14 protein-coding genes are annotated in these 18,481 nt (G+C 69.5%); 7 read left to right on the plus strand and 7 right to left on the minus strand.

What is annotated here, in order from left to right; genetic code table 11:
* The first annotated feature begins 55 nt into the window (after positions 1 to 55).
* From ctaD to AC57BS_RS07855, 3 genes are all read left to right on the plus strand, one after another.
* Complete coding sequence (gene ctaD, locus AC57BS_RS07845) at positions 56 to 1,780, plus strand: aa3-type cytochrome oxidase subunit I (protein WP_496411259.1); 1,725 nt, start codon at positions 56 to 58, stop codon at positions 1,778 to 1,780.
* Entirely contained in the window at positions 1,777 to 2,175 is a 399-nt protein-coding gene (locus AC57BS_RS07850; protein WP_496410872.1) for a cytochrome c oxidase subunit 4, read from the plus strand. The genes ctaD and AC57BS_RS07850 overlap by 4 nt, the downstream gene beginning before the upstream one ends.
* Positions 2,176 to 2,276: 101 nt before the next feature.
* Positions 2,277 to 3,503: a L,D-transpeptidase gene (locus tag AC57BS_RS07855; protein WP_496410873.1), complete on the plus strand. Its 1,227-nt coding sequence runs from the start codon at positions 2,277 to 2,279 to the stop codon at positions 3,501 to 3,503.
* A gap of 399 nt (positions 3,504 to 3,902) precedes the next feature.
* Here AC57BS_RS07855 and qcrB read toward each other — a convergent pair whose 3' ends face one another.
* Genes qcrB through ctaE form a run of 4 tightly spaced genes read right to left on the minus strand, consistent with a single transcriptional unit; the run spans position 3,903 to position 8,340 of the window.
* Positions 3,903 to 5,669 carry a cytochrome bc1 complex cytochrome b subunit gene (gene qcrB, locus AC57BS_RS07860; protein ID WP_496410874.1) on the minus strand — a complete coding sequence of 589 codons (1,767 nt, stop codon included), beginning with the start codon at positions 5,667 to 5,669 and terminating at the stop codon, positions 3,903 to 3,905.
* Positions 5,666 to 6,739 carry a cytochrome bc1 complex Rieske iron-sulfur subunit gene (gene qcrA, locus AC57BS_RS07865; protein ID WP_496410875.1) on the minus strand — a complete coding sequence of 358 codons (1,074 nt, stop codon included), beginning with the start codon at positions 6,737 to 6,739 and terminating at the stop codon, positions 5,666 to 5,668. Before qcrA ends, qcrB begins: the two co-directional genes overlap by 4 nt.
* Positions 6,736 to 7,608, minus strand: a complete 873-nt coding sequence (gene qcrC / locus AC57BS_RS07870) for a cytochrome bc1 complex diheme cytochrome c subunit (protein WP_496410876.1) — start codon at positions 7,606 to 7,608, stop codon at positions 6,736 to 6,738. Before qcrC ends, qcrA begins: the two co-directional genes overlap by 4 nt.
* 33 nt (positions 7,609 to 7,641) lie before the next feature.
* Positions 7,642 to 8,340: an aa3-type cytochrome oxidase subunit III gene (ctaE, locus tag AC57BS_RS07875; RefSeq protein ID WP_496410877.1), complete on the minus strand. Its 699-nt coding sequence runs from the start codon at positions 8,338 to 8,340 to the stop codon at positions 7,642 to 7,644.
* A gap of 17 nt (positions 8,341 to 8,357) precedes the next feature.
* Between ctaE and AC57BS_RS07880 the strand changes: the two genes are divergently transcribed.
* From AC57BS_RS07880 to trpD, 3 genes are all read left to right on the plus strand, one after another.
* Entirely contained in the window at positions 8,358 to 9,293 is a 936-nt protein-coding gene (locus AC57BS_RS07880) for a cytochrome c oxidase assembly protein (protein WP_496410878.1), read from the plus strand.
* A 116-nt stretch (positions 9,294 to 9,409) separates the two neighbouring features.
* On the plus strand, positions 9,410 to 9,823 hold the full coding sequence (locus AC57BS_RS07885; RefSeq protein WP_496410879.1) for an Rv3143 family two-component system response regulator: 414 nt from the start codon (positions 9,410 to 9,412) through the stop codon (positions 9,821 to 9,823).
* Positions 9,824 to 9,867: 44 nt separating this feature from the next.
* Positions 9,868 to 10,902, plus strand: coding sequence for an anthranilate phosphoribosyltransferase (trpD, locus tag AC57BS_RS07890; protein WP_496410880.1), 1,035 nt, complete (start codon positions 9,868 to 9,870; stop codon positions 10,900 to 10,902).
* A 4-nt stretch (positions 10,903 to 10,906) separates the two neighbouring features.
* On the opposite strand, the gene AC57BS_RS07895 is transcribed toward trpD, so the two are convergent.
* Positions 10,907 to 11,530 carry a hypothetical protein gene (locus AC57BS_RS07895; RefSeq protein ID WP_496410881.1) on the minus strand — a complete coding sequence of 208 codons (624 nt, stop codon included), beginning with the start codon at positions 11,528 to 11,530 and terminating at the stop codon, positions 10,907 to 10,909.
* A 34-nt stretch (positions 11,531 to 11,564) separates the two neighbouring features.
* Positions 11,565 to 16,187, minus strand: coding sequence for a hypothetical protein (locus tag AC57BS_RS07900; protein ID WP_496410882.1), 4,623 nt, complete (start codon positions 16,185 to 16,187; stop codon positions 11,565 to 11,567).
* 160 nt (positions 16,188 to 16,347) lie between these two features.
* Here AC57BS_RS07900 and AC57BS_RS07905 point away from each other — a divergent pair, with 160 nt between their 5' ends.
* Positions 16,348 to 16,626 carry an Lrp/AsnC family transcriptional regulator gene (locus AC57BS_RS07905; RefSeq protein ID WP_056602367.1) on the plus strand — a complete coding sequence of 93 codons (279 nt, stop codon included), beginning with the start codon at positions 16,348 to 16,350 and terminating at the stop codon, positions 16,624 to 16,626.
* 4 nt (positions 16,627 to 16,630) lie between these two features.
* Here the strand turns inward: AC57BS_RS07905 and AC57BS_RS07910 are convergent, their stop codons facing one another.
* Positions 16,631 to 18,421 carry a DEDD exonuclease domain-containing protein gene (locus AC57BS_RS07910; RefSeq protein WP_496410883.1) on the minus strand — a complete coding sequence of 597 codons (1,791 nt, stop codon included), beginning with the start codon at positions 18,419 to 18,421 and terminating at the stop codon, positions 16,631 to 16,633.
* Between the last annotated feature and the right edge of the window lie 60 nt (positions 18,422 to 18,481).

An 18,481-nucleotide genomic window follows, 5' to 3' on the forward strand; every position in this document is an offset into this window, starting at 1 on the left:
CGCCGCAACCACCGCCACGCCGCACGCCGCGGCGCCGCCGCCGGAGCGCAAGCCCTTGGGTGAGCAGGCCGTGCGCATCCTCACCACGACCGATCACAAGCTGATCGGCAAGATGTACCTGATCACCTCGTTCGCGTGGTTCCTGATCGGCGGCCTGATGGCCATGCTGATCCGGTCCGAGCTGGCCTACCCGGGGCAGCAGGTCGTCAACGACCAGCTCTACAACCAGCTGTTCACGATGCACGGCACGATCATGCTGCTGCTGTTCGCGACGCCCCTGTTCTTCGGCTTCGCCAACGTGATCATGCCGCTGCAGATCGGGGCGCCCGACGTGGCGTTCCCACGCCTCAACATGTTCAGCTACTGGCTGTTCCTGTTCGGCGGCCTCATCGCCGCGTCCGGCTTCCTCACCCCGGGTGGCGCCGCCGACTTCGGCTGGTTCGCCTACACGCCGCTGTCCGACGCCGTACGCAGTCCGGGGGTGGGTGGCGACCTCTGGATCATGGGCCTCTGGATGGCCGGTCTCGGCACGATCCTCGGTGGCGTCAACTTCATCACCACGATCATCTGCATGCGCGCGCCCGGCATGACCATGTTCCGGATGCCGATCTTCGTGTGGAACACGCTGATCACCAGCATGCTCGTGATCCTGGTCTTCCCGATCCTCGCCGGCGCGCTGCTCTCGCTGGAGGCAGACCGGATCCTCGGCGCCCACGTCTTCGACCCGTCGCACGGCGGACCGATCCTGTGGCAGCACCTGTTCTGGTTCTTCGGCCACCCCGAGGTCTACATCATCGCCCTGCCGTTCTTCGGCATCATCTCCGAGATCCTCCCGGTCTTCAGCCGCAAGCCGATCTTCGGCTACGTCGGCCTGGTCGCCGCGACCCTCGGCATCGCGATGCTGTCGGTGGCCGTGTGGGCCCACCACATGTTCGTCACCGGTGCGGTCGACCTGCCCTTCTTCTCCGGCATGACGTTCCTCATCGCCGTGCCGACCGGCGTGAAGTTCTTCAACTGGATCGGCACGATGTGGGGCGGTTCCCTGTCCTTCGACACCCCGATGCTGTGGTCGATCGGCTTCCTCACGACCTTCCTCTTCGGTGGTCTCACCGGTGTCATCCTGGCCAGCCCGCCGCTGGACTTCCACGTGTCCGACTCCTACTTCGTGGTGGCGCACTTCCACTACGTGGTCTTCGGCACCGTGGTGTTCGCGATGTTCGCCGGGTTCTACTTCTGGTGGCCCAAGATGACCGGCAAGATGCTCGACGAGCGTCTCGGCAAGCTGCACTTCTGGCTGCTGTTCATCGGCTTCCACACCACCTTCCTCGTCCAGCACTGGCTGGGTGTCGAGGGCATGCCGCGCCGCTACGCCGACTACCTGCCCGAGGACGGCTTCACCACGCTCAACCAGATCTCCACGGTGGGTGCCTTCCTGCTCGGCGCCTCGACGCTGCCGTTCCTCTACAACGTCTACGTCTCCGCCAAGGGCCCGAAGGTCGAGGTGGACGACCCGTGGGGCTGGGGCCGCTCCCTCGAGTGGGCCACCAGCAGCCCGCCGCCGCGCCACAACTTCCACACGCTCCCGCGGATCCGCTCCGAGTCGCCGGCCTTCGACCTGCACCACCCGGAGATCGCGCTGCTCGAGCTGGCCGACAACGAGGCCGAGCGCAACGGTGACGTCGCCGACGCGCCGGAGGTCGACGGTCGCGAGGAGATGCTGCGCAACCGTGCGGACGGCGTTGCCGAGCCCCACAAGCCCACCGAGGAGGACGACCGATGAAGGCCGAGGCATGGATCTTCGGGATCACTGCGCTGTTCATCGCGGTCGTCACCCCGGCCTACTGGTTCCTCGCCGGGGACTGGACCGGCACCACGGCGCTGGTCATGACCGCGCTGCTGTTCGGCATGGTCACGCTCTACCTCGGGTTCCACGCCTCGCGCATGGACGCGCGTCCCGAGGACCGCAAGGACGGCGAGATCGCCGACGGCGCCGGTGAGCTGGGCTTCTTCCCGCCCTATTCGTGGTGGCCGCTGTGGTGCGCCCTCGCCCTGGGCGTGATCGTCTACGGCACGGCGATGACGGCGTGGTGGCTGGTCATCATCGGCTTCACCGTCGGCGCGGTCGTGACCTGTGGGTTCGTCTTCGAGTACTACCGCGGCGAGCACGCCCACTGAGCCACGCGCGCTTTTCGGAAGGACCCGTCCAGGACGTACTCTGGACGGGTTCTTCTGTTCCACCGCCCGTCCCGGGCGGGCTCTGCACGGGGGTTGGTCGCATGCGCTCACGCACGCTCGGGTCCACGCACACCGCACGCCGGCGTACGGCCGCCGCGGCGACGGTGCTGATGCTGGCGGGCGGTCTCGCCGCGTGCAGCACGTCGTCCGGCACCGGTGACGACGGCGCCGCGAACGGCTCCGGGGCCGTGGGAGCCACCGAGGACGCCAGGCCCGCCCCGGTCCGGCTGACGACCAGCTTCGCCGACGCGGCCGCCGTACCGATCGACGCGCCCGTCACCGTGACCACCTCCGGTGGGACGTTGGACGCCGTACGCGTCACGTCGGCGGCGGGAGACGTCGAGGGCACGGTCGCGGACGGCACGTGGACCTCCTCGAGCCTGCTCGAGCCCGGCACCGACTACTCCATCACCGCCACCGCGACGCGTTCCGACGGTCGCAGCGTCGAGCGCACGCGCTCGTTCCGCACCGTCGACCTGACGCTCGACGAGCAGACCTTCGCGGCGGTCGCGCCGCTCGACGGCGAGACCGTGGGTGTGGGGATGCCGGTCGTGGTGACCTTCGACCTGCCGGTCACCGACCGGGCGCTGTTCGAGAAGCACATGCGCGTCACCAGCACGCCCGCGCAGAAGGGCTCCTGGTACTGGCTGAGCGACCGTGAGGCGCACTACCGGCCCGCGCGCTACTGGAAGCCCGGCACCGACGTCTCCGTCGACCTCGACATCAACAGCCTGCCGGCCGGCAACGGGATCTACGGCCAGGAGTCGCGCAGCATCGACTTCCAGATCGGTGACTCCGTCGTCAGCCGCGTCGACGTCAGCACCCACACGATGCGCACGTTCGTCAACGGCGAGCTCGCCCGCACCATGCCGATCAGTGCCGGCAAGGCAGGCTGGGAGACCCGCTCCGGCACCAAGGTCATCATCGAGAAGTTCCGCCGCAAGCGGATGAACGCCGCCACGATCGGCGTCGACGAGTCCGACCCGGAGTACTACGACCTCTCCAACGTGCAGTACGCGCTGCGGGTCACCTACTCCGGTGAGTTCCTCCACGCCGCACCCTGGTCGACCGGCTCCCAGGGCAGTGCCAACGTGTCCCACGGCTGCGTCGGGATGAGCCTGGCCGACGCCCAGTGGCTCTACGACCGCACCAGCCGGGGCGACGTCGTCGAGGTCACCGGCTCGGAGCGGCAGATGACCCTCGAGAACGGCTTCGGCGACTGGAACCTCTCCGCCGCCGAGTGGAAGCAGGGCTCCGCGCTCTCCTGAGCGTCCTGTGCCGCGCGCTCGTGAGCGGTGAGTGAGGCGGGTTCTCGCGCCACGGAATGCGCCTCACGCACCGCCGGCGGGTGTGTCGTACGCCGGCGCGCGGGGCAGCGGTGCGCCAGCCACCTCCGGTACTCGTGGACTGTGGCCCACGCACCGCCCTGGGGCATGCCGTACGGAGGCACGCGGGGAGCGGTGAGTGAGGCACGTTCTTCCGCCTCAGAAGGTGCCTCACGCACCGCCAGCGGGTGTGTCGTACGCCGGCGCGCGGGGGAGCGGTGAGTGAGGCAGGTTTTCGCGCTACAAAAGGTGCCTCACGCACCGTCCGCAGGCGCGTTGGGTAGGAACGACGAAGGGCCCGCCGGGATGATCCCGGCGGGCCCTCGTGCGTGGAGCGGTGACTCAGTGGTCGCGCAGCGGCACGTCGGTCGTGTCGCGCAGGCGGTGGTCGTCGAACTGGTGACCGTCGACCGGGTGGTCGAGGCCCGCCTGGAGCTCCGCCTCGTGCTGGGCGTGGTGGTGCGCCGCCTCGAGCTCCTCGCGCGTGGGCTTCTGCACGTTGTCGCTGTACATCCAGGACGACAGCCTGGCGCGCAGCTTCTCCGAGCGGGAGTTGGGCGCCGCCACGCCCGAGGCGTCGGTGTCGCTGCCCACGGTGTAGACCTCGTCGCGGTCACGTGCGGTGAGCGTGTAGGCGGCCGTCTCGCTGATCGGCAGGTGCCGTTCGGCGTAGGCACCCTCGGGCGAGCGGGTGATGACGCCCGTCTCGTAGCCGTGGAGCAGCTTCTCGTTGTCGTGGCGCTGCAGGGAGATGCACCAGCGGCGAGTGACCCAGAACGCGATCGCCGGGCCGACGAAGACCGCCACTCGCATGAAGTAGGTGATCTGGTTGATGCTCAGGTCGAGCTTGATGGCGATGATGTCGTTGCCGCCGGCGGCCCAGGCGAGGCCATAGAAGGTCATCAGGGACACCATCACCGCGGTGCGCGTCGGCGCGTTGCGGGGCCGCTGGAGCAGGTGGTGGTCACGCTTGTCACCGGTGATCCAGCCCTCGATGAAGGGCAGCAGCATCAGGATCACGAGCATCAGCGGCGGGAGGAGCAGGATCGGGATCAGCACGTTCCACGAGATCGTGTAGCCGAAGATCACCGACTCCCAGCCGGTGGGGATGATGCGCAGCAGGCCGTCGGGCCAGCCCATGTACCAGTCGGGCTGCGAGCCAGCCGTCACCTTGGTCGGGTCGTAGGGGCCGAACTTCCACACGGGGTTGATCGACATCAGGCCGCCCATGAGGGCGGTGACGCCGAAGACCATGAAGAAGAAGCCACCGGCCTTGGCGGCGTACACGGGCAGCATCGGAAAGCCGACGACGTTCTGCTCGGTGCGGCCGGGGCCGGGCCACTGCGTGTGCTTGTGGTAGACGAGCAGCAGCATGTGCGCGGCGATCAGCGCGAGCAGGATGCCCGGGATCAGGAGCACGTGGATGATGTAGAGGCGCGGAATGATCGACTCGCCGGGGAACTCGCCGCCGAACAGCAGGAACGACATGTAGGTGCCGACCACCGGGGTGGCCTTGAGGAACCCGTCGGCGGCCCGGACGCCGGTGCCCGACAGCAGGTCGTCGGGGAGCGAGTAGCCGGTGAAGCCCTCGAGGGTGCCGAGGAGGAGAAGCAGGCAGCCGATGACCCAGTTGAGCTCACGCGGCTTGCGGTAGGCACCGGTGAACGCGACGCGCAGCAGGTGGACCATCATCGAGGCGATGAAGATCGACGCCGCCCAGTGGTGCATCTGGCGCATCAGCAGTCCGCCGCGCACGTCGAAGGAGATGTGCAGCGTCGAGGCCATCGACTCCGACATGCCGACGCCGCGGAGCTGGTCGTAGGAGCCCTCGTAGGTGACGTGACCCATCGACGGGTTGAACCACAGGGTGAGGAACACGCCGGTGAGGAGCAGCACGACGAAGCTCCACAGGGCGATCTCGCCGAGCATGAACGACCAGTGGTCGGGGAAGACCTTGCGCAGGTTCTTCTTCATCGCCGAGGCGAGACCGAGGCGGTCGTCGGCCCACGTGGCGAGCGAGCCGGCCGGGCCGGGCTTGGAGGCGGTGGCCGCATCCGTGCGGTTGCTGGTCGCCACCTTGCTGGTGTCCAGCCTCGAGTCGGTGCTCACAGCTTCTCACGCTCCCAAAAGCTCGCCCCGATGGGCTCGGTGAAGTCGCTCTGCGCGACCAGGTAGCCCTCGTCGTCCACCGCGATGGGCAGCTGGGGGAGAGGGCGGGCAGCCGGTCCGAAGACGACCCGCGCGTGGTCGGCGAGGTCGAAGGTCGACTGGTGGCACGGGCACAGCACGTGGTGGGTGGTGCGCTCGTAGAGGGAGATCGGGCAGCCCACGTGGGTGCAGATCTTGGAGTAGCAGATGATGCCGTCGACGGTCCACTTCTCGCGGCCCTCGAGCGGGGTGATCTCGTCGGGGTCCATCCGGACGATGATGATGGCGCCCTTGGCCTTCTCGGCCTGCTCCTCGGCGCCCTCGAGCTCGGGGTAGCCGTTCTCCTCGGAGGGGAACATCGCCTCGGGCGCGGCGTTGATCAGGTCGCCGGTCTCGACCTCGCTGGCGAGGATCGGCGTGCCGACGACGTCGCGGACCAGGCGCATGCCCGGCTCCCAGATCGTGTGGGCGAGCTTGTTGATGTCGAGCGCGTTGCCCGGCGCCAGGTCGCGCAGCAGCACGACCGCGGGGAGGCCGAGGATGCCGACGGCGCCGAGCATCGTGTTGCGGACCAGCGGGCGGCGGGCGATGCCGGCCTCCTCGAGACCGTCGTTGAGCGCCTGGACGGTCGCCTCGCGGTCCTCGGCCGGGGAGGCGGCCGGGTGCCGCATCTCGACCATCTCGTGGTCGGCCATGAGCTTTCGGGCCAGGTGGATGATGCCGGTGCCGATGAGCAGCAGGCTCATGCCGAGCGTCACGCCGAGCGAGACCGTGGAGGCGCCCATGCCGGCGAAGGTGTCCCAGTTGTCGCCGACCTCGAACGAGAAGTAGGCGACCACGAACAGCACGGCGAAGACCATCGCGGCGATGAACATCGCGGCGATCTGGCGCTCGGCACGCTTCTCGGCCTTGGGGTCGACGTCGGTCGGGCGCCACGTGTGCGCCGGGAGCCCGGGGTCGGGGATCGGCTCGGACTCGCGGTGCGCGGGCACGTGCGAGTCGTACGTGTCGAGGGTGTTGTCGTTGCTCACGCGTTCACCTTGCTCTTGTTGCTGCGCGTCGTGTGCGAGGCGATCCAGACCGCTGCACCCACGAGTCCACCGATGCCGACCACCCAGGCGAACAGGCCCTCGGAGACCGGGCCCAGTCCGCCGAGCGTGAAGCCGGCGTACTCGGGGGTTTCCTCGAGACTACCGAGGTAGGCAATGACGTCGCGCTTCTCCTCGGGGGAGAGGTTGCCGTTGCTGAAGTTGGGCATCTGCTGCGGGCCGGTGAGCAGGGCCTCGTAGATGTACTTGCCCTCGACGCCGTGGAGCGAGGGGGCGTACCCGCCGCGCGGCATCGCGCCGCCGGCACCGTTGAAGTTGTGGCACGCGGTGCAGTTGGTGAGGAAGATCTGCCCGCCGCGGGAGATGGCCTCCTCGCGCTCCTCCTCCGAGAGACCCTCGATGGAGTAGTCGGACTCGTCGGGGATCGCGGGGCCGGGGCCGAGCGAGGCGACGTAGGCGGCGAGCGCCGCGGTCTCCTCGTCGGTGAACACGACCTTCTTGCGCGGCGCCTGCGCACCCGGGCTCGCCATCGGCATGCGACCGGTGCCGACCTGGAAGTCGACGGCGGCGGCACCCACGCCGACCAGCGACGGGCCGAGCTGGTAGCCGTCGCGGACGGTCGGCACGCCCTCGCCGTTCTGGCCGTGGCAGAACGAGCAGCTGGCCAGGAAGAGCTCCTTGCCCTGCGCGACCTGCTCGGTCTCGCTCGGCTGGCTGTCAGCCTGGGCAGGGGAGAAGGCCGTGTAGAGGGAGCCGCTGATCAGGAGCCCCAGCAGCAGCACCGCGAGACCCGCAAGTGGTCCCCGACGGTGCCGGGAGAGGCGACCAGCGGTTCGGTTGAGCAAACGCACGATGAGTCCTTGCCGGTTGCGGGACGAGGGGGATTACTTGATGACGTAGATCGTGAAGAACAGGCCGATCCAGACCACGTCGACGAAGTGCCAGTAGTAGGACACGACGATCGCGGTCACGGCCTGCTCGTGGGTGAAGCGTCGGGCCAGGTAGGTGCGACCCAGGACGAACAGGAAGGCGATCAGACCGCCGGTCACGTGGAGGCCGTGGAAGCCGGTGGTCAGGTAGAACATCGAGCCGTAGGCCGAGCTGCCCATGGTGATGCCGTGGTGCACGAGCTCGGCGTACTCCAGGGCCTGGCCGCCGATGAAGATCGCGCCCATCACGTAGGTGAGGATGAACCACTCACGCAGACCCCACTTGCTGAAGTTGAGCAGGCCGCCGGTGCGCCCGACCTGCCCCCGCTCCGCGGCGAAGACGCCCCACTGGCAGGCGAACGAGGACGCCACCAGGATCGCGGTGTTGGCGGTCGCGAACGGGACGTTGAGGTCCGCCGTCTCCTGCGCCCACAGCTCGGGGCTCACCGCGCGGATGGTGAAGTAGGCGGCGAACAGCGCCGCGAAGAACATCAGCTCGCTCGAGAGCCAGATGATCGTGCCCACGCTGACCATGCTCGGTCGGTCGTGGTGCCCGTGCAGACGGGATGCCGGAATCGTCGCAGTTGCTGTCGCCACGCAGACATTATGGCCGCTGGGGGCGACAAGGGGCACCCCGACCCCCTGTACAGCCACGTCATAAAGTTCACAGCGTGCTGACCGCCCTCTCCGACGCCTCCGCGGACGCCGCCGAAGTCCTGCCGGAATTCACCCTCGGTCGGGTCGTCACGGACTGGGGGATCGACCCGATCCCGTTCGTGGTGACGGTCTGGGCGGTCGGGCTGTACGCCTGGGGCGTGCTCGTGCTGCGGCGCCGCGGGGACCGCTGGCCCGTCGGTCGGACGCTGGCGTTCGTGGGCCTGGGGATGGGGTCGTTCGTATGCGCGACGATGTCGGGCCTCGGCCGCTACGACACCACCCTGCTGAGCGTGCACATGGTCCAGCACATGCTCTTGTCGATGGTGGTCCCGCTCGCCCTCGCCCTCGGCGCGCCGGTGACGCTCGCGCTCCGTACGCTCCCGCCGCGGCCGCGCCGCTGGCTGCTGGCCGTGCTCCACTCGAGGGTCGCGAAGGTCCTCGCATTCCCGCCGCTCGCGTTCGTGCTGTACGTCGCCTCGCCGTGGGCGCTCTACTTCAGCCCCTGGTATGACGCCAGCCTCAGCTCGGCGTACGTCCACCAGATGATGCACATCCACCTCGTGCTGGTCGGGACCCTGTTCTTCTGGCCGCTGATGGGGGTCGACCCGGTGCCGGGGCGCGTCAGCCACCCGTTCCGGGTGCTCCTCACGCTGATGACGCTGCCCTTCCACGCCTTCCTCGGCGTCACGATCATGGGCCAGACCACGCTGATCGGCGGGTCGCACTACCTCGAGCTGCGGGAGGGCCCGATGGGCGCGTGGCTGCCCCCCGCGATCGACGACCAGCACCTCGCCGGCGGGATCCTCTGGGCCAGCGGCGACCTGATCGGCGTGCTGTTCTTCGCGGTGCTGTTCATCCAGTGGGTGCGGTCGTCGATGAAGGAGGCGGCGCGCGAGGACCGGCGGCTCGACCTCGCGGAGCGGCGCTCTGGCTCTTCGGTGGTCGAGTAGCCCGCGAGGGACGAGCGGGCGTATCGAGACCTGCTCACGCCGGCTCTTCGGTGGCTGAGGTGCGAGCGAAGCGAGCCTCGAAACCACGCAGCCGAGAGCCCGGTTACGATGCCCCCGTGACTGATGCCGCACCGCGCTCCCTCAAGGTCCTCGTCTACAGCGACGACGTGAACACCCGCCAGCAGGTCATCCTCGCGCTGGGCCGCCGCCCGCACCCCGACCTGCCGGAGCTCGAGTACGTCGAGGTCGCCACCGAGCCCGTCGTCCTGCAGAACATGGACCGCGGCGGCATCGCGCTCGCCATCCTCGACGGCGAGGCCGTCCCCGCCGGCGGCATGGGCATCGCCAAGCAGCTCAAGGACGAGATCTACGAGTGCCCGCCGGTCCTGGTGCTCACCGGCCGACCCCAGGACGCGTGGCTCGCGACGTGGTCGCGCGCCGAGGCCGCGGTCCCGCACCCGATCGACCCGATCCAGCTCGCCGAGGCCGTCATCGGCCTGCTGCGCCCGTCGGTGCCGGCCACGTCCTGACACGCCCGCCGGCCGAGCTCGCGGTCGCCACTAGCCTGAACCCCATGTCCCACACCTGGCCCGACGTCCTCTCCACGCTGGTCGCCGGGAGCGACCTGACGACCGAGCAGGCGCGATGGGCCATGGACGAGGTGTTCGCCGGAGCGGCGACGCCCGTCCAGCTCGCCGGGCTCGTCGTGGCGCTGCGCGCCAAGGGCGAGACGGTCGAGGAGGTTTCCGGGATCGCGGCGGCGATGCTCGCCGCAGCCAACCCGATCTCGGTGCCGGGACGGCTGCTCGACATCGTCGGCACCGGCGGGGACCGGTCGATGTCGGTGAACATCTCCACGATGGCCGCGATCGTCGCGGCCGGCGCCGGTGCGCGCGTGGTCAAGCACGGCAACCGCTCGGCGTCGTCGAAGTCCGGCTCCGCCGACGTCCTCGAGGCCCTGGGCATCCGCCTCGACCTGGCTCCGGCACGCGTCGCGGAGGTCGCCGAGGAGGCCGGCATCACGTTCTGCTTCTCCGCCGCCTTCCACCCCGCGATGCGGCACGCGGCGGTGCCGCGGCGCGAGCTCGGCATCGCCACCACCTTCAACATCCTCGGCCCGCTGACCAACCCGGCCCGCCCGCAGGCGCAGGCCATCGGCTGTGCCGACGCCCGGATGGCTCCAGTGATGGCGGGCGTGCTGGCCGAGCGCGGCGTGGACGCCTGGGTCTTCCGCGGCGACGACGGCCTCGACGAGCTGACGACGACCACCACCTCGACGGTGTGGCGCGTCCGCGGCGGCAAGGTCACCGAGCACACCGTCGATCCGGCCTCGCTCGGCATCGCACGCGCGACGACGGAGGACCTGCGCGGCGGCGACGCCGCGCACAACGCCGAGGTCGTACGCCGGGTGCTGGCGGGCGAGGCCGGTCCGGTCCGCGACGCGGTCGTGCTCAACGCGGGCGCCGCGCTGGCTGTCTACGACACCCCGGACGACGACGTCGACACCGCGCTCGCCGCGGGCGTGGGCAAGGCCGCCGAGGCGATTGACTCCGGGGCGGCCCAGGCTGCGCTCGACCGGTGGGTGGCGGCGAGCTCGGCCCAGGGCTGACGAGTCAGAGCTCGAGCACGTACGACTCGCCCTCGCGGCGGAAGCCGAGGCGGTCGTAGTAGGCGCCGACCATGCCGGGCGGCGTCACCACCCGGCGGATGCCGCGGTCGGTGAGCAGGCCGCTGCGGCGCCAGACGAACTCGCCGGGGGAGAAGTCGCGGTAGCGCGGGGTGACGTAGTCGAGCAGCACGTTGGCCGAGTCGCCCTCCTTGCGGAGGAGCACGACGCCGACGGTCTCGTCGCCCTTCTGGACCAGGAAGGACTCCTGGTCCGCCGACGGGTCGTGGACGAAGTCGGGGTTGAACTTCAGGATGTCGCCGCCGTGCACCCGCAGGGTGTGGCGCAGGTACTCGTCGGCCGGTCCGACCTCGAGCACGTCGAACGCCGTCTCGTCGTGCCGGTCGCGCAGGAGTTGGGCGATGAACCAGAGGTTGATCGCCACGAGGACCGTGTTCATCCCGACCATCGGCCAGACCTCGAGGACCGCGTTGAAGACGATCAGGATCACGCAGGCGACGGCGTTGAGCACCCGCAGCCGCAGCACGCTGGCCTGCAGCAGGGAGTAGACGAGCAGGGCGCTTCCGCCCCATCCCAGGATGTCGAGCCAGTGGTCAGCGAGCCAGTTCACGGCGGGATGCTATCTCCCGCCGTGAACCGTGCCCCTACTTCACGACGTAGAGGATGATCCTCTTGGACTTGGACCCGAAGGTCTGCCCGTTGCCGAGGTAGATCACCTTGAGCTTGTGCTTGCCCTTGGGGAGCTTGCGCAGCTTGAAGGTCTTCTTGCCCTTGTGGACCGGCGCCAAGGTGAACTGCTTGATCTTCTTGCCCTTGTCGAGGACCTGGACCACCCCGGTCGGGGTGCTGAGTCCGGCGACGGTGACCGTGATGCTCAGCTTGGCCCGCTTGCCGACCTTGATGCGCGACGCCTTGAGCGCGCCTGCGACGGTCGACTTCAGCCGAGCGACGGCCACGGCCGCGGTGTTGGCCGACCCGTCTGCAAAACCGGTCTTCCGTGCCAGCACGGTGACGGCGACGTTCGTGCCGGCGTCGTCGGCGGTCAACCGATAGGTCGCACTGGTCGCGCCGGGGATCGGTACGCCGTTGCGCAGCCACTGGTAGCTGAAGGTCGGCGCGGGCTGGGACCACGTGCCGGGCTCGACCTTCACGATGCTGCCGGGGGCCGCTGTCCCGGTGATGACCGGTTGCACCGTGGCCTGGAGTGCGCCGCCCGCGGTGCCCACCACCACGTTGCTGATCGCGACGCTGTCCTGGAAACCTGACTTCTTGCCGGTGGCGCGAAGACTGATCTCCTTGCCCAGGTCGGTGACGGTGAGCGTGTAGCTCAGCGTGGTGGCACCGAGGATGGCCGAGCCGTTGCGCAGCCACTGGTAGGTCGTGGTCACGTCCGGCTGGTTCCACACCGGGGCCTGTCCCACGAGTCCGGCACCCACCCCCGTCCCCGAGGGGGCCGCCAGCTGCGGACCTGAGATGGGCGCAAGCGTCTCGACCCGGACAGGGTTGGACTGGGCGACGCCGTCGGTGTAACCGGTGGCCGAGGCAGTGACGCGGAAGATGATGTCGGTGCCGACGTCTGCCGCCACAGGCATGTAGCTCAGTGTCGTCTGACCGGGGATCGGTGCGCCGTCGCGGAGCCACGCGTAGGTGTAGGTCAGCGACCCGTACGTGGTCGGCCACGTGCCCTTGTTGCCGGTGAGGCGGCTGCCGACGGCCACCGGGGACCCGGTGATCGTGGGCGGTGTCACGTTGGCGATCGCGTCACCGGACGTCGGCGAGATCGGCAGGCTGGTACTGACGCCGTCGAGGTATCCGGGCGCCTTGCCGGTCGCCTTGACCGTGATCGACTTGCCGAAGTCGGCGTTGACGAGCGTGTACGTCGTGCCGGTGGCCCCGGTGATGCCCACGCCGTCGCGCTGCCACTGGTAGGTCGTGGTGACATTGACACCGCTGGGGGACCAGCTGGGGGCGGAGAGCCCGAGGGTCTTGCCCAGCCCGGTGCCCTCCGGGGTCTCGATGACCGGCTTCAGGGAGGCCTGGAGCTGGTTGTTCACGCTGAACGACGAGGACGCGGAGCCGATCGCGTTGCCGCTCGCGTCCCTGGCGGTGACGGTCCACTGGTACGTGCCGCTGACCAGGTTGGTCAGGGGCGCGTACGCGGTCGCTGCGGTGATGAAGGTCTGCGGGACGCCCGTCGGGGGCGACAACGTCACGGCGTAGGTGGCTGCTCCCGTGACCTGGCCCCACTGGAGGACAGCACCGTTGGGCGGTGTCGACCCGCCCAGCGCCGGCGCGAGGAGCTCGACGGCGCCAGCCGTGACCCGGAAACGGCCGGCGACCGACCAGGGTCCCTTGTTGCCGTCCGCATCCGTGCGTCGCACGCGCCAGAGGTAGTACGCGTCAGATGCCGGCAGCGTCTGCGTCGGGACGAACGCGGAGTTCCGCACGTTGGTGGCGGATGCGTACGCAACCTTGTTGGCGGTCGAGAAGGTGGTGTCGTCGTTGGCGTAGACCTCGATGTCGTAGGACTTGGCGAAGGCCTGGGGCGCCCAGCGGAACGGGACCGTGCCCGCGACGCTGGCGTTGCTGATCGGTGCCGTCAGGCTCACCTGTGGGCTCTGCTTGGTGAAGGAGTGGTAGTTCCCTACCGACCCGGTGTTCGACCAGGCGAGGCCGTTGTCATCGCTGTCCACGGCCTGGACCCGCCAGTAGAGCGTGCCCTCGGGGTAGAGGTCCTTCGGCGAGGTGAAGGTCGCCTGGTCGACGAGTGCGGTGTCGATCAGCGTCCCGGCGAACGAGGCGTCGTCGTCGACCTCGATGCGGTACTGCTTGGCGGACTGGTTGGGGATCTCGCCGGTCTGCGCCCAGGGCTGCTCCTGGTTGGTGGCCCAGTAGTCGGTCCAGCTGAAGGTGATCTCGGTGCCGGCCGGGCTGGTGCTCGTGAGGCCCTGGACCTCGGGGGACCGCTTCTTGAAGGTGCCCTGCGCCACGTCGGTCTGGGAGACGGGGTCGGGGCCGCAGTTCAGCTTCGTGCGGCAGGGTCGGATGTGCCAGTAGTAGGACTGGCCGGCCTGGCTGTCCGGGTAGGTGTGCTCCCGGTTGTCCAGCGCGGGTGCGTACATGGTGTTGCGGGTCGCGGGCACCGCGTTGCTGGGCTCGAGCAGGTTGGTGAAGCTCGGGTCGCTGGCGACGTAGACCATGTAGTAGGACGCCCGCGGGTCAGGCGTCCAGCTGAGGACCGGCGTGCTGGGCACGGTGCAGTTTCCGGTCGTGGGCGTGCAGGGGTTCTTCGCCCCGGTGTAGTTCGCGTCGAGCTGCTGCCCGCCCTGCGCGAGGGCGTGCCCCGTGGTCGAACGGATCTCCTCGACGGTGAACGTTCCCTCGGGACCCGTGCCCATCGGTTCGTTGTCGGCGTCGTAGGCCGTGACCTCCCAGTCGTAGTCCCCGGGCAGCAGCAGCCGCGTCGACGTGTCGGTCATGGCGGGGTAGGGCATGGGCTGGCCGAAGAGGTCGTCGGAGGTGTGGCCGAACCACACCTGGTCCCCGTCGGTCGCGTTGCCCACGTTGACGGAGTAGTGGTGCGCGCCGGGCATGGGCGACCACGTCAGCAACGGAGCGGTCATGATGCCGGTCGTGGTCGAGGTCGGCGTCAGGGGCGTGAGCGGCGGCTCCGCGCTGGTGGGTTCGTTGCCGGACAGGTTGAACTCGTTGACGTAGGTGATCGACGGGCTCCTGTCAGCACCCAACGCGGTGATCCGCCAGGTGAACGGACCGTCGGCCGGGTTCAGGCGGGCGCCGCTGGGCGTGTAGGACGTCGCGGAGGTCTCCTTGCTGATGACCAGGTTGCCGTTGGCCTTGTGGATGGAGACCTGGTAGGTCTCGGCCCCGATCGCGGTGTCCCACCGAAGGGTGGGGACGTCGACCGTCGCACCGAGCCGGGGCGACATGTTCGTGACGCTCAGGGGCATGTAGCGGAAGGCCTGTGCCTCGGAGAAGAGTCCTTGCACGCCAGGGATGTCTCCGCCCTTGGTGAAGGGGCGGTCCAGGCCGCGCACGCGCCAGTAGTTGATCTCGCCTGCCTTGGGGATGCAGTCCTCGTTGACCCGCGGCGGAGCCAGGACGCCGGTCGTGTTCACGGCGAACATCCCCGGCGTGTACGTCGTGCCGGCGACCCGGCAGCTCGCGAACGTGCCGACGGTGAAGTTGGCCTGGGTGCCGACCTGGATCTCGTACTCCGACGCGTGCGGCACCGGCGACCACTGGAAGTAGAGCGGGGCCGGCACGTCCTCAGCGCCCTCGGCTGCGGGGTAGACCGCAGTGGGGCGGTGCGGCCAGTTGCGGGTGAAGCTGAAGCGAGCGGCGGTCCACGGCGTCGCCTGGCCGGACATGTCGATGGCCCGGACCCGCCAGAAGTAGCTGGCGTTGTCGTAGGACACGGCCGGGGAGTACCTCGTCCCGAGGATCCCGGTCTGCTCGTCGATCAGGGCGCCGCCCTGGCTGAAGTCGGCCTCGGTCGAGACCTGGATGTCGTACGACGCCGCACCGGGCACCGGGGTCCAGTCCAGCACGACGTCCTGGAGCGTCTGGGTGGAGTCGTCCGGCGGTGAGGTGATCGAAGGGGCGGCGAGCGGGGAGACCACGAAGCGGCGCTCCTCGCTGACCGGCGAGTTGAGGCTGCCGCCCTTGCTGGCGGTCACGCGCCAGAACCAGTCGCCGTCACCGAGGTTCAGCGGGACGACCAGGGAGGTGTTCGTCGTCGACCAGGAGGAGGCACCGACGAAGTCCGCGTCGCCGTCGACCTCCACCTTGTAGGAGGTGGCACCGGCCGAGGGGGCCCAGGTCAGGAGCGGCGGGTTGGTCGGCTGGGCCAGGATCGCGTTCGACGTGGGGGAGGTCAGGACGGGGGCCGCGAGCCGGGTGCTCGAGAAGGTGCCGAAGGCCGGAGCGCCGGCCTCCGCCCCGGTGAACGCCGTGACCGACCAGTCGAGGTTGCCCTCGGGCAGTGCCTGGGTGGGCACGAAGGAGTTGTTGACCGTGTTGGTCGTGGTGCCGTTGACCGTGACGACGTACCGCGTCGCGTTGGGCACGTGCTCCCACGACAGGATCGTGGTGGTGCTGTCCGGCTGGTTCACCGACAGGCCGGTCGGCATGTCCGGAGGCACAGCGGACGCAGGGGACAGCTGCCCGAACGTCGCAGCGACGAGCCCCAGGGTGAGCGCGGTGGCGATCCGCAGACGGACGGTGGCGCGGCGCGTGGTGCGTGGCATCCCGGAAGGTCCCCTCGTGGTGTGACTCAGACCGCTTCACGCTAGGCCGCGGGTGGGGCGCGTGGTGGAGAAATGACCCGCCCTAGTCACAAAGGACTAGTGGGTCCGACCGATCGGTCGCCGCAGGTGCCGCTGTCGTCGGGAGCGCTACGGTGAAGCCATGATCACCGCCATCGTGTTCGTGAAGGCCGACGTCGCGCGCATCCCCGAGGTCGCCGAGGCGATCGCCTCCCTCGACGGTGTCAGCGAGGTCTACTCGGTGACCGGCCAGATCGACCTCATCGCGCTCGTACGGGTGCGCGAGCACGAGGACGTCGCGGCCGTCGTCGCCGACCGGCTCAACAAGGTCGAGGGCGTCACCGAGACCGAGACCCACATCGCGTTCCGCACGTACTCGAAGCACGACCTGGAGTCGGCGTTCAGCATCGGACTGGACTGAGGGCTCACCGCACCGGGCGGCGCACCGAAGCCGGCAGCCGGTGCTCGTCGAACGGCACGAGCGAGAGCCGCGACTGGTTCGCCGCGTCGTAGATCGCGAGGTGTCGCGCGGCGCCACCGAGCGGACACACCCACTCGCCGTCGACGTCGACGAGGCGTACGCCGGGTGACTCCAGCCAGCGCAGGATCTTCTCCGACTCCTCGGCGGTTGCGGCCGGGACCGGTCCGGGGGCGTCGCTGACGGTCTCGGCGCTGGCGGTCAGCTCGCGGACGTATTGATGCGCATCGGCTCCGGGCGGGATGACCCCGGCCGCGGCGAGGCGGCCGTGGCGGACGACGTGCACGGACCAGCGGCCGCTGTCCTCCCGTCGTGCGGCCACGATCTCCGGACAGCGGGTGAGGGCCGAGAGACGCTGGGTGCGGGCCGCGGCGCGCACGAACGTCGCGAGCCGGTCGCGGTGGACCCCCGCCTCCTCGAAGCGCTCGCGGTCGGCGAGCGCAGTCATGCGCTGGTTGATCGCCTCGACCACCTCGTGCGGGCTGCGGAGCAGGGTGTCACGCAACTGGCGGACCACGGCGGCGTAGGTCGATGCGTCGGTCGACCCGTCGCAGGGTGACAGGCACCGCCCCATCTCGGCCAGCACGCAGGCCGAGCGTGATGGCGCCACGGGGAGGCGGCCGCTGCACTGGCGCACCGGGAAGGTCTCGTGCAGGGCGGCGAGGCACTTCTCCGCCGTCTTCTTCGACGAGAAGGGGCCGAGGTAGTCGGCGTCGTCGTCGAGCACCTTGCGCACCAGGGACAGCCGCGGCCAGGCCTCGCGCGTGAGCTTGAGGAAGTGGACCTTCTCGGGGAACCGCGAGCGCCGGTTGTACTTCGGCTTGTGCTCGGCGATCAGCCGCAGCTCACGCACCTCGGCCTCGAGCGGCGTTGCGCACTCGATGCCGGTCACGGACGCCGCGAGGCCGACCATCTCGCCCATGCGCGTGCGCGTCTCCGACGAGGTGAAGTAGGTGCGGACGCGGGTGCGGAGGTCGCGGGAGGTGCCGATGTAGAGGACGCGGGACCGCTCGTCGCGGAACAGGTAGACCCCGGGCGCGTGCGGCAGGCCCTCGGCCAGGTGGCGCTTGCGGCGCTGGGCGGTGCTCACCCGGGAGGAGAACGTCTGGAGCTCCTCCAGCGTGTGCACGCCCAGACCGCCGAGCCGTTCCATCAGGCCGTGCAGGACGTCCACCGTCGCGCGGGCGTCGGACAGGGCGCGGTGGTTGGGCGTGGTCGAGGCGTTGAACACCTTGGCCAGAGAGGACAGCTTGCAGTTGGGCGCCTCGTCGCGGGTGATGACCCGACGGGCCAGCTTGGCGGTGTCGAGCACGTCGAACCTGGGCCAGGGACGTCCCTGCTGCCGGGCGAAGTGCTGGAGGAAGCCGACGTCGAAGGGAGCGTTGTGGGCGACCAGCACGCACCCGGCCGCGAAGTCCAGGAACGTCGGCAGTGCGGTCTCGATCGACGGCGCGTCGTGGACCATCGAGTTGCTGATGCCGGTGAGCACCGCGATGAAGGCCGGGATCTCCGTGTGGGGGTTGACTAGGGTCTGGAACTCGCCGAGCACCTCGCCGCCGCGCACCTTGACCGCGCCGATCTCGGTGATCATCGACCCGCCCTCCGCCGAGCCGCCGGTGGTCTCGAGGTCCACCACGCAGAAGGTGAGGTCCCGCAGCGACCTCCCCAGCTCGTCGAAGCTGCGCTGCGCCTCCCAGCGGGAGGTCCCGCGAGCGGGTCGGAGGGCGATGGTGCTCATGTCCGACGACGCTAGACGTGGGATCCGACATCGGCGGGCACGGCACGCGGACTACGCTGA

It is taken from the genome of Nocardioides sp. BGA-UO-ETr-FS32 (assembly GCF_059567905.1).